Annotated in this window: 13 protein-coding genes; 12 read left to right on the forward strand and 1 reads right to left on the reverse strand. The window is 29.5% G+C overall.

Annotation, left to right across the window (positions count from 1 at the left end; translation table 11 throughout):
- Positions 1-24 precede the first annotated feature (24 nt).
- From IC175_RS10230 to IC175_RS10260, 7 genes are all read left to right on the forward strand, one after another.
- Positions 25-957: a YIEGIA family protein gene (locus IC175_RS10230; protein ID WP_227432427.1), complete on the forward strand. Its 933-nt coding sequence runs from the start codon at positions 25-27 to the stop codon at positions 955-957.
- A gap of 45 nt (positions 958-1,002) precedes the next feature.
- The gene (locus tag IC175_RS10235) at positions 1,003-1,935 is read left to right on the forward strand and encodes a YIEGIA family protein (RefSeq protein ID WP_227432428.1); all 933 of its coding nucleotides are present in this window, start codon (positions 1,003-1,005) and stop codon (positions 1,933-1,935) included.
- Between the two features lies 1 nt (position 1,936).
- Positions 1,937-2,137 carry a capping complex subunit for YIEGIA gene (locus tag IC175_RS10240; RefSeq protein ID WP_227432429.1) on the forward strand — a complete coding sequence of 67 codons (201 nt, stop codon included), beginning with the start codon at positions 1,937-1,939 and terminating at the stop codon, positions 2,135-2,137.
- A 236-nt stretch (positions 2,138-2,373) separates the two neighbouring features.
- The gene (locus IC175_RS10245) at positions 2,374-3,702 is read left to right on the forward strand and encodes a DUF512 domain-containing protein (RefSeq protein ID WP_227482895.1); all 1,329 of its coding nucleotides are present in this window, start codon (positions 2,374-2,376) and stop codon (positions 3,700-3,702) included.
- A 27-nt stretch (positions 3,703-3,729) separates the two neighbouring features.
- Complete coding sequence (der, locus tag IC175_RS10250; RefSeq protein WP_255612844.1) at positions 3,730-5,055, forward strand: ribosome biogenesis GTPase Der; 1,326 nt, start codon at positions 3,730-3,732, stop codon at positions 5,053-5,055.
- 33 nt (positions 5,056-5,088) lie between these two features.
- Positions 5,089-5,703, forward strand: a complete 615-nt coding sequence (gene plsY / locus IC175_RS10255) for a glycerol-3-phosphate 1-O-acyltransferase PlsY (RefSeq protein WP_227432431.1) — start codon at positions 5,089-5,091, stop codon at positions 5,701-5,703.
- A 30-nt stretch (positions 5,704-5,733) separates the two neighbouring features.
- Positions 5,734-6,753, forward strand: a complete 1,020-nt coding sequence (locus IC175_RS10260; RefSeq protein ID WP_227432432.1) for an NAD(P)H-dependent glycerol-3-phosphate dehydrogenase — start codon at positions 5,734-5,736, stop codon at positions 6,751-6,753.
- A gap of 73 nt (positions 6,754-6,826) precedes the next feature.
- Here the strand turns inward: IC175_RS10260 and IC175_RS10265 are convergent, their stop codons facing one another.
- Positions 6,827-7,477, reverse strand: a complete 651-nt coding sequence (locus IC175_RS10265; RefSeq protein WP_227482894.1) for a TetR/AcrR family transcriptional regulator — start codon at positions 7,475-7,477, stop codon at positions 6,827-6,829.
- 318 nt (positions 7,478-7,795) lie between these two features.
- On the opposite strand from IC175_RS10265, the gene IC175_RS10270 reads away from it, so the two are divergent.
- From IC175_RS10270 to IC175_RS10290, 5 genes are all read left to right on the forward strand, one after another.
- Complete coding sequence (locus tag IC175_RS10270; RefSeq protein ID WP_227432434.1) at positions 7,796-8,935, forward strand: M24 family metallopeptidase; 1,140 nt, start codon at positions 7,796-7,798, stop codon at positions 8,933-8,935.
- 14 nt (positions 8,936-8,949) lie between these two features.
- Positions 8,950-10,404 (forward strand): amino acid permease, encoded by a 1,455-nt coding sequence (locus IC175_RS10275; RefSeq protein ID WP_255612845.1) that lies wholly within the window; start codon positions 8,950-8,952, stop codon positions 10,402-10,404.
- Between the two features lie 162 nt (positions 10,405-10,566).
- Complete coding sequence (locus IC175_RS10280) at positions 10,567-11,862, forward strand: MFS transporter (protein WP_227432436.1); 1,296 nt, start codon at positions 10,567-10,569, stop codon at positions 11,860-11,862.
- A 170-nt stretch (positions 11,863-12,032) separates the two neighbouring features.
- Positions 12,033-13,508, forward strand: coding sequence for a stage IV sporulation protein A (spoIVA, locus tag IC175_RS10285; RefSeq protein ID WP_227432437.1), 1,476 nt, complete (start codon positions 12,033-12,035; stop codon positions 13,506-13,508).
- A gap of 182 nt (positions 13,509-13,690) precedes the next feature.
- A complete protein-coding gene (locus IC175_RS10290; protein WP_227432438.1) occupies positions 13,691-15,622 on the forward strand; it encodes a hypothetical protein in 1,932 nt (643 codons plus the stop codon).
- Positions 15,623-15,630: the final 8 nt, after the last annotated feature.

Genomic DNA, 15,630 nt, shown 5'->3' on the forward strand with positions numbered 1-15,630 from the left:
TATATAAGAGAAGGAGCTGAGAAAATGGAAGAAAGCTTATTAGGTGCCAATTTATTTAGACACTCTTTTATAGTAGCAGTAATTATAGGAATATTATGTAGAGGATTAGTTTTAAGAGTTACAGACAAGCAATACCCATCCAGACCACAAGATTATTTAGAGCAAATAATAATATCAGGGCTTTCAGCTTCATTGGGTGCAATAGCATTACCTGCACTTATAGATAAGGAGTTTGCAGCATTAACATTTTTTGCAGTAGCGATACAACAATTTCAAGGTCTTGCAGAGCAGGAAAGAATAACATTAAAAAATATAGACAATGAAGAATTAGTACCAAAGGGAGATGCTTATGTAGAAGAAATAGCATCTACGTATGAATCTAGAAGTTATATCAGTCTTTTTTCTGCATTAGTATCTTCTATAGTTTATATTACTGTTTCAAAACGATATGACCTTAGCTTTATTTATTGTACAATACTAGCTGTTATAGCAGGAGCTTTGGTTGGTTTAATTTTTAGAAGGTTTCTAAGACGAAATAGTATAGCAGATATAGCAGATATAGTTCCTGCTGAAGTAAGTTTTGAAGGGCCTATTTTAAAAGTAAATGGTGTAATAATAACTAATATAGGTTTAGAGAATACAAGAGAAAAATATAAAAATGAATGTTTAGCTATAGAAATTATACCAAGAGATTTGGGTGCATTTGGGATAGTAAATGATATAGGACAAAGACAAGCTATAATACATAATCTATTTATTCATATGGGTATAGATAAAGATGTAGATGAGGTTGATATTGTAGCTATATCTAAAACTAACTTAGAAAAAAGCACTGTGGTTATACCATATATACCAATAATCAAGGATATAGATGTAATGATAGATGTAGTAAAAAGTACTCCTATCATAGAGACATCAAAAGGAAAACAGAGTGATTTTTCTAGAAAGACTTTGTAGATTTATAAGTGAACATTTTATATTAGATATTTTAGGAGTGATTTAATGGATAGAGTATTTTTTGTTGCAGTTATTATTGGTATAACATCAAGAGTTATAATGTTGAATTTAGACCAAAAACAGTATCCTACACAACCAAATGTTTTACTATCTCAGCTCATATTAGCCTTTGTTGCTTCGGCATTAGGAGCATTACTAGTTCCAGCTCTTATAAATCGTTCTTATACATCGATAACATTTTTATCTTTGGCAGCAGAACAGTTTAGACAAGTAAGAGCAAATAGAAGGAATACATTACAAAACTTAGAAGAAGTTCAACTTGTAAAAAGAGGAGCTGCATTTATAGAAGAGATAGCTAGAACTTATGAAGTAAGAAATTATATGTGCATAGTTACATCTTTTTTAACAATAGGATTATATTATGTAATTATTGAAGAAACTAAAATAAGTGAAGGTATGAGTTTGATAATAAGTTCAATTTGTGGTTTATTATTAGCTTTCATACTTAAAAAACTTCTTACTAGAAAAAGTATTGGAGATATAGCTGATGTAATGCCTGCTGATATTAGCTTCGTAAATGAATCTATATTGAAGGTGGGAGATTTAAAAGGAATAACAAATATAGGTCTAAAAAGTGATAGAGAAGTATATATTAATAGAGGTGTAGGAATACAAATAATTCCTAAAAATAGAGATTATGCTAATGCAGGAATATTATTTGATTCGGGTCAAAGACAAGCTATAGTATACAATATATATTCAAGATTAGGTTTATATGGAGATTATGAAGAACCTGCATTTGTACCATTACCTAGACGAAATAAAGATGATGAAAGTATAATGATTGCTTATTTACCAATAGATAGGAATGTTGAAAAGGTAATGGAAGCTGTAAAATCATGTCCAATACTTTCAAGTTCTAAAGGTAAAAACTTATCACTGAAAAACTATAAAATAGGAAAGAAAGGAAGTGCATAAAATGGGAATGGATATAGGTCTAAATGAATATACCCTAGCAATAGTTACACTAGATAAAAATATGAGAAATGGTGGAGGTTGTCCAATATTTTATGCAAATGATGAAAAAGACTTGCAAAATAAGGCGATGCTCATGTCAAAGTGTGTAGGTGGAATGGTTCACGATATGACTAATGGAACATTAATAATAGTAAAGCATTAAAACGATAAGATACTTTTAAGGGCAAATAATGTTCAAATTTATAAAATATTTAAATTTGAATATTATTTGTTTTAATCTTTTTATAGCTATTTACTTATATTGACTATTAGAATTAAAATGTGTTATTATGACATGAAATGTTTAAAAATGCTATTGTAAAATATAATAAAGTAATAAACTGTATATGAAAATATATTATAATAAATATTGATGAATATAAAAGAGTGGTGAAAAAAATGGAAGTAAATGTAAAAAAAATAAATAATATTATAAGTAAAGTTTACAAAGATAGTATTGCAGAAGAAATAGGTATAGAAGTAGGAGATTTACTTATATCTGTAAATGAACAGCCAATACATGATATAATAGAGTATAGATTCTTACTAAGTGATGAGTATTTAGAGGTAGAGATACAAAAAAAAGATGGCGAAGTCTACATATATGAGATAGAAAAAGACTATGATGAAGATTTGGGTGTTGAATTTACAAATCCAATAATTGACCAAGCTAAAAGTTGTAGAAATAAATGTATGTTTTGTTTTATAGACCAATTGCCAGAAGGAATGAGAGAAACACTTTATTTTAAAGATGATGACTCAAGATTGTCTTTTTTACAAGGAAATTTTGTTACACTTACAAATATGAGCGAAGAAGATATAAATAATATAATTAAATACAGAATAAGTCCTATAAATATATCTGTGCACACAACTAATCCAGAATTAAGACAAAAAATGATAAGTAATAAATTTGCAGGAAAATTATATGGTATAATGAAGAGATTGGCAGATGCTCATATAGAGATGAACTGTCAAATTGTTTTATGTCCAGGTATAAATGATGGAAAGGAATTGGATAGAACAATAAAAGAATTAGCTCAACTTTATCCATATGTAAATAGTGTTGCTATAGTTCCAGTTGGAATTACAAAGCATAGAGAAAATTTAGTAGAATTAAATATATTTGATAATAAGGGTGCAAGTAAAACTATAGAGCAAATACATGAAATACAACAGATATATCTTGAGAAAATAGGAACTCGATTTGCATTTTTATCAGATGAATTTTATATATTATCTAGTAGAGAATTGCCTGGATATGAAGAGTATGAAGGATTTTTACAGTTTGAAGATGGTGTAGGTATGATACGTAAGTTAAAAACAGATATTGAAGAGTATCTAAACACATTGTCTGAGAATATTCTCAAAAGAGATAAAAAGGTATCAATAGCTACTGGACATTCTGCATATGAATTTATACAAAGTATGGCAGATGCTATGATGGACAAGTTTAAAAATCTTCAAATAGATGTTTATGAAATAAAAAACAAGTTTTTTGGAGAAACAATAACAGTATCAGGCCTTTTAACAGCTAAAGATTTAAAAGAGCAACTTGAGCATAAGGAATTGGGAGAAGCTCTTTATATAACAAGAAGTATGTTAAAAGCAGATGAAGAAATTTTCTTAGATAATATTGAACTAAATCAGTTAGAAGAACTTATGAAAATAAAAATTATCCCATGTTTAAATGAAGGAAAAGATTTTGTGGATAAAATTTTAAAATAGAAAACAAAAGATGGAAGGAGAAACAACATGAGTATAAGTAGGCCAGTTGTAGCTGTAGTTGGGAGACCAAATGTTGGTAAGTCTACAATATTTAATAAATTTGCAGGAAAAAGGATATCAATAGTTGAAGATACACCAGGAGTTACAAGAGATAGAATATTTGCAGAAGTAGAATGGTTAGATAAATATTTTACATTAGTAGATACAGGAGGTATTGAGCCTGATAGCGAAGATATAATATTATCTCAAATGAGAAATCAAGCTATGCTTGCAATGGATATGTCACATGTAATACTTTTTATAGTTGATGGCAAGGCTGGAATAACAGCTGCTGATAAAGAAATTGCTCAGATACTTAGAAAAACAAAAAAACCAGTAATTTTAGTGGTTAATAAAATTGATAGTCAAAGTCAGTTTGATAATATATACGATTTTTATGAATTAGGTTTTGGAACTCCTTTTGGAGTGTCAGGAGCCAATAGTATGGGATTTGGAGACTTATTAGATGAGATAGTTCAAAATTTTCCAGCAGGATTAGATACAGAGTATGAAGAAGATATAATAAGAGTAGCTATAACAGGTAAGCCAAATGCAGGAAAGAGTTCTATACTTAATAAGATATTAGGAGAAGAAAGAGTAATTGTAAGTCCAATTGCAGGAACTACTAGGGATGCAATAGATACTTATTTTGAAAAAAATGGACAGAAGTTTCTTCTTATAGATACAGCAGGGCTTAGAAGAAAGAGCAAAATATATGAGACGATAGAAAAATACAGCGTAATAAGAGCTATGAGTGCTGTAGATAGAGCAGATGTTGTGTTAATAGTTATAGACGCTTTGGAAGGCGTTACAGAACAGGATACAAAAGTTGCAGGTATAGCACATGATGAAGGCAAGGGATGTATATTTGTAGTCAATAAATGGGACTTAATAGAAAAAGATAATAAGACAATGAGTAATTACACAAAAGATATAAAAGAAAAATTCCCATTTATGATGTATGCTCCAATAGTATTTGTTTCTGCAAAGACTAATCAAAGAATGAATAAAATATTAGACACAGTTGAATATGTATCAAATGAGCATTCTAAGAGAATATCAACTTCAGCATTAAATGAAGTAATTGGAGAAGCTGTAATGTTAAATCAGCCACCATCTGATAAAGGTAGAAGATTAAAAATTTACTATGGAACTCAAACAGACATTAGACCTCCTAAAATTACTTTATTTATAAATGACAAGAACTTAACTCACTTCTCATATCAAAGATACCTTGAAAATAAGATAAGAGAAAACTTTGGATTTGAAGGAACTTCTATAAAGTTTGAGTATAGACAAAAAAATAAAAAGTAAATATCTAAAATATAACTAAAGGGGGTAAGTTCAGTGGAAATATTTAGTTATATAATTATTGCTGTAATTGCATACTTATTAGGCAATATATCAACTTCGTATATAGTTGCAAAGCGAATTGCTGGGGTTGATATAAGGACTCAAGGTTCAGGTAATGCAGGCTCGACAAATGTACTTAGAACACTTGGGAAAAGAGCAGGAGCAATGACTTTTTTAGGTGATGTTTTTAAAGGTGTAATTGCTGTTTTGATATCGGAAATTGCAGCAAAGTTGGTTGGTATAGATACTCTTTTAGCTGGATATCTAGCAGTTATATGTGTTGTAGCAGGTCATAATTGGCCAGCAGTTTTAGGATTTAGAGGGGGTAAAGGTGTTGCAACTTCACTAGGTGCAATGCTTGCTGTAAATCCAGCAATAACATTAATGTGTTTGGCAGTGTTTATATTGGTGGTAATTATAACAAAATATGTCTCATTAGGTTCTGTTGTTGGTATAGGTTGTTCACCAATATTTATGATTATAGCAAAAAATAAAGCAGGGTTAGTTGTAGCTTTGTTTTTAACCATATCAGTAATATATAATCACAGAGCAAATATAAAGCGATTATTAAATGGGACAGAAAGAAAAATTGGTCAAAAGAAAGAATAGTAAATATATTATACTCAGGTGGTGTTAAACATGGAGAAAGTATGTGTATTAGGTACTGGAAGTTGGGGAAGTGCATTAGCTTTAGGCCTTGCAAATAAAGGTAATGATGTTAGCATGTGGACTCGAAAAGAAGAACAAGCTAAAAAAATAAACAGGACTAAAGAAAATACAGACTATTTACCAGGAGTATTATTTCCACATAATATAACTATAAGTACTGATATAGAAAAAACTATAGAAAATTGCAAAGTAATAGTTTTAGCAGTTCCATCTCAAGCAGTAAGAAGTACTTGTGAAAAAATAAAACCCTTTGTAAAAGCTGGACAGATTATCGTTAATGTAGCAAAAGGTCTTGAAAAAGGCACTGGACTTAGATTGTCTCAGGTATGTGAAGAAGAATTGCCACAAAATCCATATGTAATACTATCTGGCCCATCTCATGCTGAAGAAGTAGCAAGAAATATACCTACTACAGTAGTAGTAGCCTCTAAAGAATTAAAAATAGCACAGAGTATACAGGATTTATTTATGAGCCCTAAACTTAGAGTTTATACAAATCCAGATATAGTTGGAGTTGAACTTGGAGGAGCATTAAAAAATATTATAGCTTTTGGCGCTGGTATATGTGATGGTTTAGGGTATGGTGACAATGCAAAAGCAGCTCTTATGACAAGAGGAATTAGTGAAATGAGTAGACTTGGTACTGCTATGGGAGCTAACATGTCTACATTTGCAGGCCTTTCAGGCATTGGAGATTTAATAGTTACTTGTACAAGCATGCATAGTAGAAATAGAAGAGCGGGTATACTTATAGGACAAGGTATGAGCTTAGAAGATACATTAAAAGAAGTAAAGATGGTTGTAGAAGGAATAACGGCTACTGAAGTAGCACATGATGTTGCTGAAAAGCTGAATATAGATATGCCAATAACTAATGCTATATATTCTGTGATAACTAAAGGTGCAAATCCTAAAGAAGTTGGAATAGAGCTAATGATGAGAAGCAAAAAGCACGAAATGGAAGAAGTAGTTTTAGGTGATGATATATAAACTTATTGCATAATAAAATAAAAAAATAATAGACGTGTTTTAGCCCTCTTTATATAAAGAGGGCTATTTAATATTACTTAGCATGTTTTATTATGTATTCAATAGAAGAAATCATTTTCATAGTTAATTCATCATCATTAGAATTTTTTCCTGTGTTCTTTTTTAAGAATAATAGATTTTGATAAAAAGAAATAATTATATCATTGATTATGTCTAAATCTTTAGCTGGTATATATCCAGTATCTACAAGATTGTTCAACAGTATTTTATTTCTTTCTTTTATACTTTTTCCTGTAATCATTAAAGATATATCACTGTCATGAATACCTAAATCTTCTGGAAACATATCATAATATTGTTTTGTTATATAACTAAGCTCATCACTGGACAAGTTAAAAAATACCTGATAAAAAGCTTGAGCATTTTCAAAAGAATGTTTACAAAATAATTTCCACATAATTATATATTTCTTATATTCATCATTTACATTCTCTATACACCTCGAAATATTCAAGTTATAATCTTTAAAATATTTTATAGATGCAAATGATATTAGATGGTCTAAATTTTTAAAGTAGTTGTATAGGGTTGAACTGTTATAGCCAGCCATATCTGCAACCTTACGAAGTGTAATATTTTCTATTCCTTCATTTTCCATAATGTTTTGAGCAGCTTCTATGAAATACATCAATATCCTTTTCTTTTGTAACTCTTTATTTGTCATTTTATTCACCTACAAATAATCAATATAGTTTATATAATCGTGATTTTATCATTAAATTTACCATAAATCAAGAATAATATTCCAAAATATAATGTATACTTGTTATATTTTAGATAATTTAAAATCATAATAATATAAAAAATATTTTAAAATTAAATCATGATTGACAAAATAATCATGATTATGATAAAATAATCACAAATAAATTTAATTTACATACGAATACAACAATTAATAAAAATGTTAATAATTTTAAAATAATATGTTTATCTTTGTTGTGTTGAATAAATTATCTAAATATTGAGAAAGAGGTGCACTATGTCAAATAATATGAGACTAGAAAGATTAAGAAAGTATATGAATGAAAAAAACATTGAAATTGCCCTAATATTTGAACCAGACAACCAATTTTATATTAGTGGATTTAAAGCAATAACTTACTCTAGACCAATTGTAACAGTAGTAACTCAAGATAAAATAGAATTAATAGTACCTGGATTAGAGGAGCTACATGCTAAAGAAGTTGCAAAAGTTGATAATGTATATGTATATTATGAAATACCAGAGATGAAAGAACATGGAATATCACATAAACATTACTTAGATATAATTTTAAATAGATATCCTAAAGGAATAACTGTTGGGATAGAAAAAGATATAGTATCTGCAAGCTTTTCAGAATATATAACTGAGAAATCATTTGCTATTAAAGATGTTGGAAGTAAAATATTTGAAATGAGATATGTAAAAGATGCAAGAGAGATAGAATTTTTAAAGATAGCTGGTTACTTATCTGATATAGGAATAAAAGGTTCTTTGGAAAATGTTAGAGTTGGGATGAGTGAATTGGAATTTGACGTTGCAGGGGATAATGCTTTACTAAAATATGTATCTGAAAATTATCCTGATACATATATCGGATTTGCAAACTGGACTTGTTCAGGCATCGATAGAACAGCACAACCACATTTAGACTCCAATACTAGGATACTTCAAAGAGGAGATATAGTAATACATAGTAGACAGGTTTGGTATGAAAACTATAGAGCAGAAAATGAAAGAACTTTTATTATAGGTAAGCCAACAGAAAGACAAAAGGAAGTATTTAAGATTGCAGTAGAAGCTCAACAAGCTGGATTAGATACAATAAAAGCTGGTATACCAGCAAGAATGGTGGATGAAGCAGCAAGAGCTGTTGTTGCAAAGCATGGTCTAGAGTTATATTCAAATCACAGAATTGGTCATGGTTTAGGTTTATCAGAACATGAGGAACCATATTTAAGATTTGACAATGAATTAATATTAGAAGAAGGAATGGTATTTTCTATGGAACCAGGAATATATATACCTGGAATTGGTGGATTTAGACATTCAGATACAGCAATAGTAGGTAAAAATAGTGCTACAATTATAACTAATTATCCAAGAAGTGTTGAAGAGCTTATACTTGATATTTAAATTAGTACATATGTATGAATTTAAGTAAATTTGAAATTGGAGGAATTACAGTGAAAAAGAAGATTGGATTTTGGGATTTAGTATTTATGAATATATCAGCATTATTTGGGATTAGATGGATAGCTAAATCTACTGCCTCTAGTTTTGGGTTGGGTCTTGGTTCGATACCAGTTTGGTTATTGTTTGCTTTTATATTCTTTGTTCCAGCATCACTTATATGTGCAGAGTTGGCTGCAACATATCCAAAAGATGGTGGACTTGGAGAATGGGTTAAACAGGCTTATGGAGAGAAGTGGGGATTTATGGTGTCATGGTTAAATTGGACATCAAAGATATTTTGGTATTCCTCATTCTTGACATTCTTAGCTATAAATATTGCTTATATGCTTGGAAATCCAGCTCTATCAAACAATAAGATGTTTATTTTAGTGCTTTCACTCATAATATTCTGGATGTTATCCTTAGTAAGTACTCGTGGAATGGCATTTGGAAAATTCTTTACAAATACAGGAGCATTAGGTTCTACAATTCCTGCTATATTACTTATAGTGATGGCATTTATGTCTGTAGTTATTCTCAAAAAAGCTCCATCAGCATCTGTATATACAATCCAAAATATAATACCAAAGATAGATGCTAATTCACTAGTTTCTATATCTGCTATAATATTTGCACTATCAGGAGCTGAAACAACTGCTAATTTCATAACCGAAATGGATAATGCTAAGAAAAACTTCCCTAAAGCTATATTGACAGTAGCTGTTTTAATAGGAGGAATCTATATCCTAGGTTCAGTAGCAATAACAATGATACTTCCTCCAGATGAAATTGCAGCATCGACAGGAATACTAGATGCGCTAGCTAAAGTTGCACAAGATTTAGGAATAGGAAGCTGGTTTATAAGAGTAGTAGCATTTGGGATAACTTTATCAGTACTTGGAGCACTAATACTTTATATAGCAGGTCCAGTAAAGATGCTTTTTGGAAATGTAAAAGAAGGTGTATTTCCTAAGCAATTAACTGTTACAAATAAACACAATATACCATCAAATGCTGTAGTAATTCAAGCTATAATAGTGAGTCTACTTCTTATAGGAACAAATTTACTGCCGTCAGTAGATAATATATATAATGTCCTTGTAACTATGACAGCCTTAACAGCCTTGTTTCCATATGTATTACTTTTTACGTCATATATAAGACTTAGAAAGACAAGACCAAACGAAGAAAGACCATACTCAATTGCAAAAAGTGATTCAGTTTGTATCAATATAGCCAGAATGGTACTTGTAGTGACTGTAGTAGGGATACTTTTCTCAACAGCACCAGTTATGGAGACTTTAAAGGATAATATAGTCTATGAGATTGAAATGATAGGTGGAGGTCTTTTTGTTATAATAACAGGTTTAATGATATGGAAGAACTATGAAAAGAAGGTATCTAATAATTCTGGAGATTCCTATAAATAAAAATATAATTATTTTAGTGAACTAAAAGCGTATCTCTTTAGTTCACTAAAAATTATGGATAAATTAACTTAACATATCAATAAATTTATAATATATTGATATGTTAAAAAATCAATAATTAGTTGTCATAAAAATTTATAAGTATTTACATAAGGAGGAAATATGTCAGTTGAAGTGAATAAACCAAGCATTTGGAAAAATTTCAAAGTCTTGATAATACTCTTTGTAGCAGGAGCCTTTATATATGCTTTACCATATTTAAAGAATTATTACTATGACACTTTTGCACAAGCATTTAATCTTACAAATACACAAATGGGGAGTTTAGGAAGCATTTATGGTCTACTTGCAATGGTATCATACCTTTTTGGTGGTTTCTTAGCAGACCGTATTTCAGCCAGAAAACTACTTTCAGGTTCTTTAATTATTACAGGGGTATCTGGTCTTGTATTAACGCTTTATCCTCCATATATTGTTGTATTTTTAATCCATGCTTTATGGGGAATAACAACAATACTTACTTTTTGGCCAGCTCTTGTAAAAGCTGTCAGGATGTTAGCATCTGAAAATGAACAAGGAAAAGCTTTTGGATTTATGGAAAGTGGTCGTGGAATTACCAATGCAATTCATTTATCTATAGTCTTAATATTATTTGGATATATTTCATCAAAAGTAAGTGATAAATCTGGTCTTACAGCTATTATAGTACTGTATTCAGCTATAAATGTAATAGTTGGATTATTAGTATTTTTTAAGTTAAAAGATAATGAAAAAGAGGTATCAGCCAAATTTGATAAAGAAGCTTTCTTTACAGTAATAAAAATGCCTCATACATGGATAATAACAATAATAATGTTTTGCTCATATTCAGCTAATATGTCATTTTATTATTTTACGCCGTATTCAACTGAAGCATTTGGAGCTACTGTAGTATTTGCATCTGCAATATCAATATTAGCTCAGTACTGTAGACCAGTAGCATCAGCTGCTTCTGGATTGCTTGGAGATAAAGTTGGTTCATCAAAGATTATATCTTATGGATTTATACTTATGATTGCAGGACTTTTAGGTGTAATCTTTACACCAACGAAATCTTCTATGATTTATGTACTATTGATTGGATGTGTTGCAATATATGTATCTATGTATGCAATTCAAGGTTTACATTATTCATTACTTGAAGAAGGTAATTATTCACTATCAATATCAGGAACTGCTATAGGTATAGTTGCTACATTAGGATATCTTCCAGAAGTACTTTGTCCTCTAGCAGCAGGAAAGATATTAGATGCATTTCCAGGTGTAACTGGATATAAGTACTACTTCATTGTTCTTACTATAGTAGCCATAATTGGATTGGTGTTTACATTTATATGGATGAATATGACTAAAGAAAGACGTAAAGAGCTTATTGAAATGAATAGTAAGTCAAATGAAAATACTACTAAAGTTAGTTAATATAATACATTACTATTTAGGCTAGCATTATAATTTAATTTACATTGAAATTTGCAAATTTCTATATGTAAACTAAATTAATATTGCTGGTCTTTATTTTTCTATTTTAAGAATATTAACCTCGAAATCTAAATATAATTTAATAAGATTAGATGTATAGGAGGAATAATATGAATAATAACATATACGAAGATATATCCAAAAGGACTCAGGGGGATATATATATTGGAGTAGTGGGGCCTGTAAGAACAGGAAAATCAACTTTTATAAGAAAGTTTATGGAAAAGTTGGTTATCCCAAATATAGACAATGAGTTCAAAAAAGATAGAACAAGAGATGAGATACCTCAAAGTGGTTCAGGCAAAACTATAATGACAGTAGAGCCAAAATTTGTACCAGCAGATGGTGTAGAAATTAAAATAAAAGACACAGTATCTTTAAAAGTGAGAATGGTAGATTGTGTTGGATACATAGTTGAAGGAGCTTTAGGTCATGAGGAAGGTGGAAAGCAAAGATTAGTATCCACTCCTTGGTCACAAGAAGCTATGACATTTGAGAAAGCAGCAGAGATAGGGACTAAAAAAGTTATAAAAGACCATTCTACAATAGGAATAGTTGTCTTGACAGATGGCTCAGTTACTGGTATTGATAGAAAAAGCTATGTAGAGCCAGAAGAGAGAGTTATACAAGAATTAAAAAATCTTAAAAAACCATTTGCTGTAGTTTTAAATACGTTAAGTCCTAGAAGTGAAGAAACAAGTCTGCTTAGAAATGAATTAGAGGAAAAATATGAAGTTCCAGTCCTTCCAATGAATATAGTTGAAATGGAAGATGAGGATATAGAAGAAGTTATGGAAACTGTACTATATGATTTCCCACTTACAGAAATAAGAATAAACTTACCTAAATGGGTGGAAGGTCTTGAGAGAAATCACTGGATAAAAAGCAGTATAATAACAACATTAAAACAGAGCATTATAGATATAGGTAAAATAAGAGATATAGAAGGAATTATGCAAGGTTTCTCTGAGTTAGATTTTTTAGATGATACAGGTGTTGACCATGTAGAGTTAGGGGAAGGTGTCATAAACATTGACTTACAAACAAAGCAAGATTTATTCTATAATGTCCTTGAAGAAAAAAGTGGATTTAAAATTGAAGGGGATTATCAATTACTTAGCCTGATAACTAGACTATCTAAAGTTAAAAATGAGTATGATAAGATAGAAAGCGCTTTAATAGATGCTAAGATAAAAGGATATGGAGTAGTAGCCCCTTCTTTAGAAGAACTTAGCTTGGAAGAACCAGAAATAATGAAACAAGGAAAACAGTATGGTATTAAGTTAAAAGCTAACGCACCATCACTTCACATTATAAAAGCAGATATATCTACAGAAGTTTCTCCTATAGTTGGAAATCAAAATCAAGGTGAGGAGATGATAAAATATCTTATGGAGGTATTTGAAGAGCAACCAGCAGATTTATGGGAATCAAATATGTTTGGGAAGTCACTTCATGATTTAGTAAAAGAACAGCTTCAAAGTAAATTGTATACTATGCCAGAGGAAATAAGAGTCAAGATGCAAAAGACTCTACAAAAAATTGTAAATGAAGGAAGTTCTAATATCATAACTATTTTGTTATAAAAATATAGCTACTTGTTAAAGTAAAATATTTGTTTACTTTAACAAGTAGCTTTTTATTTATAAAAATCAATAAAAGTTTTTATATAAATTGACAATAATTGATAATTGTGGAAAAATTATAATGAGTAAAGTATATTTTTATACAAGGCTGTTTTAAGCTAAAAAAATTCTAGAGGTGTAGTATGAGAAAGTATGAGATATTTATTTTTGTAAATATAATATTTTTATGTTTTATAAGTTTTCCACATAAAGTCTTTGGACAAGAGGATAATTGCCTTGAAGATTTTAAAATATGGTATCAAGAAAATAAAAACAATACTGGAGAGATGGTCTACACTCTTTCTTGTGATATGGTGATAGATGAAGAATATAGGTTTTTCACTCCAGATGAAGCTAAACTCACAATAGATACTAATAAATATAAAATTTTAATAAAAGACCAAGGGAATTTTATAATTCAAGAAAATGAATTGAATATAGTAGGAGAGGGTGGAGAAGATGGAGTAATACATGTAGAAAAAGGAGGGAGATTAAATATAGGTATAGATAATATAATTGCTACCAACGGAACTGCCTTATATATTGAAGAAGGAGGTTATTTAAGATTTAGTTCATACTATGAAAGTATTGGAAATATAAGGGCAAATGGAAATAATGCTATAGGAATTTATTCTGAAAATGACATTAGAGTGCCATATAAGGATATAGAGGTAAGAGGGAAAAATGCTGTAGGAGTATATTGTAAAGGTGATATTGAGTTGGAAAGCACATCAGTAAGAGCTTATGATAATGACAACAAAACTAGATTATTAAGAAGTTCAGATAAAACTGTTAAATCAATTGTATCAAAAAGTAAAAATATTTATATAATTGATAGTTATAATGAGTTTATACCAGCCATATCTGAAGATTCTGGATATAATATTGTAAAATGTTGTCATAGGGGAATTAATGTATTTAGTGAAGAAATAAAAGTAAGTAAAGATGATAAAATAGAAAATATAAAATTTCCCAAAGATATGGTATTAGAAACATCTAGTAGTAATCAAATAGATATAGATGTAGAATGGGATTTTACTGATTATTATAAAAAGCTAAAAAAAGAAGAAAATTTTAGTATAACAGGAAAGTTTAAAACAGAAACATTAAATAAAGAAAAAATTATAATAAATGATGATGTTGTTCCTATTTTGAATATATCTGTTATAGAGAAAAAACCAATAGATAATTTGGAATTGGAATTTCAAAATACAAGAAATGGATATGTAGCTGCTTTGTATTATGACATGCCATATAGTGCAAGTAAAGTTTTTGTTGAATATTCAAGTGACGGAATAAATTGGATATCTGAAGAACAGGAGGATATTAGAGACCAAGCTATACTTTTCTTTGAAGATTTTAAGCTGCGTTGTTTTAGAGTAAGAGTGGAAGGAGGATTAAAAGAAGGGTATTCAAATATAGTTTTTAAACCAGGATTTATAACGGGAGGTGGCGATAGCCAAGAGACACCAGATGATGAACGGGAAAATGATGATATTGATGGAGACCGTGGTGGTGGCGGTAGAGATGACCCAGATAGAGAAGATTCTGAGATTATTGGAGATACAAATGACAATAATGAGAATGAAGCTATTGATAAGCAAAGACCTGAAGATTCTAATAAAGATACAGAATCTAATGATGAAGAAAAAGACAATAAACTTCAGCAAGATGAAAAAAATGATAAGTCAGATGAAAAAGATATTAAGACAGAGAATGAAACAAACAAAAACATTAATAATCAAGACAAAAACTTTAAGAGTAATGATTTAATCATGAAAAATAAAATTGAAAGTAGTTTAAAGGAAATATTAACAGAAAGTCATAATGAAAATTATAAATCTCCTCAAAATACATTTAATGACGATAATGCCTTAAATCGAGAAGATACTTCTGAAGTAGGTAAGTTTAATGATAAATTAGACTCTCCTTCTCAATCACAGAATAAAACTCAAAATTTTAATAGTGGAATCATCATTGGAATTGGAATTGTAGTTTTAATCATGCTATGTTCAATAATAGCAGTAAATCCTGGTATCATAAAGTATATAAATAAATTTATAAAATTTAAATAGTAAAATAA

Origin of the sequence: Clostridioides sp. ES-S-0123-01 (assembly GCF_020658415.1) — a bacterium.
In the GTDB taxonomy this organism is placed as follows: domain Bacteria; phylum Bacillota; class Clostridia; order Peptostreptococcales; family Peptostreptococcaceae; genus Clostridioides.